1 protein-coding gene and 1 tRNA gene are annotated in these 2,355 nt (G+C 70.4%); both read left to right on the top strand.

The window, feature by feature from the left end:
- Positions 1–176 precede the first annotated feature (176 nt).
- The gene (locus tag AC16DP_RS42945) at positions 177–2,123 is read left to right on the top strand and encodes a hypothetical protein (RefSeq protein WP_329730415.1); all 1,947 of its coding nucleotides are present in this window, start codon (positions 177–179) and stop codon (positions 2,121–2,123) included.
- Positions 2,124–2,252: 129 nt separating this feature from the next.
- Positions 2,253–2,338: transfer RNA gene (locus tag AC16DP_RS42940), tRNA-Leu, on the top strand.
- Positions 2,339–2,355: the final 17 nt, after the last annotated feature.

Below are 2,355 nucleotides of genomic sequence, written 5' to 3'. Positions count from 1 at the left end.
GGTCGAGGGTGTGGGAATGGAGCCGGGAGGCTGCCGCGCCAGGGGGGAGCCTTCAGGATATGTCACTTTCGCGCGACACAAGCACGGACGTCTGACTACCCGGGCTTTCCCGCTTCCGCCGCGTATGCTTGAACCCGCGTCCTGGCCTCATGCCGGGGCCGGCCAGGAGCGCGAGCATGAGGGAGCGGATGCGGAGACACGGGACGACGGCCTTGCTGTGGGCGGTGGCGCTGCTGGCCGCCTGCCCGGAGCCCGAGCGGCCGCTGGAGGTGCCCGAGGGTTGCAATCCGCTGGCGTCGGAGCACGACTGCCTCCTGCCGTTCCCCTCGGACTACTTCCTCGCGGAGGACGGGACGCTGCCCTCGGGCCATCGCGTGCGGCTCTCGGAGGCCGCGAAGCTGAAGACGAAGGAGGGGACGGGGTTCGACTTCACGGACCTGCACCCGGCGGACGGCTGGTCGCACGGGACGCAGATCCTCGCCCTCTTCCCTGGGGGCGTGGACGTCTCCAACCTCCCGTCGCTCCAGAGTCCCACGGCGGAGGCCAGCGGGGCCACGGTGCTGCTGGACGCCGAGCGGGGCGAGGGCGTGCTCCACTTCGCCGAACTGGACCCGCGTGCTCCGAGTGACGAGCGCCGGGCGCTCCTCGTGCGTCCCCTGGTGCGGCTGCGCGACCAGACGCGCTACATCGTGGCCCTGCGAGGGCTGAAGGCGAAGAACGGGAGCCCGGTGCCTGTCCCCGAGGGCTTCCGGCGCATCCGCGACGGCAGGACGGAGGGCGAGCCGCTCCTGGAGCCCCTCGCGCGGCACTACGAGGAGCGGATCTTCCCGGTGCTCGAGGCCGCGGGGATTCCGAGGGGGGAGCTCCAGCTGGCGTGGGACTTCACCACGGGGTCGGAGGAGAACGTGACCCGGGACATGCTGGACGTGCGACGGCTGACGATGGAGGCGCTGGAGAGCACGCCACCGGCCGTCACGGTGACGGAGGTGAAGGACGAGGTGGACGGGAACATCGCGCGGCGCATCACGGGGACGCTGCGCGTGCCGCTCTTCCTGGAGGGTGCGCAACCGGGAGCGCTGCTGGCGAGGGACGAGCGGGGCCGGGTGAGGCGCAATGGGGAGGCGGAGGTGCCCTTCACGCTGCAGATTCCGCGGAGTGTGTGGGGGCAGGGGGTGGCGCCGGTGCGGCTGCTCCAGTACGGGCACGGCTTCTTCGGGAGCCGGGCCGAGGCTGACTCCACCTTCTTCGTGAGGCCCTTCATCGACGGGGCGAAGCTGGTGGTGCTCACGGTGGACTGGTGGGGCATGTCGTCGGCGGACGCGCCGGTGGTGCTGAATACCATCGCGAACGACCCGGGCCGGACGCTGGGCTTCACGGATCGCGTGCACCAGGCGATGGCCAACCAGATCGCCGTGACCTACGCGGCGCGCACCACGCTGGGGGAACTGGAGGCGCTGAAGGACAACGGCGTGCGCGTGTACGACCCGGAGCGGACGTACTTCTACGGCATCAGCCAGGGCCACATCCTCGGGGGGACGTACCTGGCGCTCTCGCCGCACGTGGAGCGGGGCGTGCTGAGCGTGGGAGGGGTGGACTTCTCGCTGATGATGTTCCGGGCGAGGCCGTTCAGCCCGTTCCTCTCCACCATCGGGCAGGTGCTGCCGGACGCGCTGGACCAGCAGAAGTTCGCGGCGCTGACGCAGACGGGGTTCGATCGGATCGATCCCATCACCTACGCACCGCACGTGTTGGCGGACACGTACGCGGGAGGGCCCGCGTCGCGCCGGGTGCTGATGCAGTACGGGCTGGGAGATCCCTCGGTGCCCAACGTGGCCACCGAGGTGCATGCCCGAGCGCTGGGACTGGTGCAGCAACTGCCCGCCACGAAGCCGGTGCCGGGGCTCCTGGGGCGGGAGGGGGAGGTGGACGGCTCGGCGTTGGTGCAGTTCGACTTCAAGCTGCCGGAGCCCTTGCCGGGCACGGTGGCGGACCTGCCACCGCAGAACAACGCGGTGCACGATGGCGTGCGGCGAGACGCCGAGAGCCGTGAGCAGGTGGACCGATTCCTGATGCCCGGAGGAAAGGCCGAGGCCGTCTGCGGCGGTATCTGCTACGGAGGGTAGCGCCCCATTAGACGAGGGGATGGGAGCGGGAACTTCGGAGGGGTACGAAAGTGGGTACCCCGAGGGCCGCACGGGCGCGGCGGGAGTGCAATGTGGGGCGCGGGCCGGTAGGCTGGTGAGGTAGCGGACGCACGAGTGGCGAAACTGGCAGACGCAGCGGACTTAAAATCCGCTGGCCCGAAGGGGCCGTCCGGGTTCGATCCCCGGCTCGTGCATTCCAAAGTACCAGCCC

This window comes from Archangium sp. (assembly GCF_057119385.1).
This window is presented reverse-complemented; position numbering and strand designations above follow the sequence as displayed.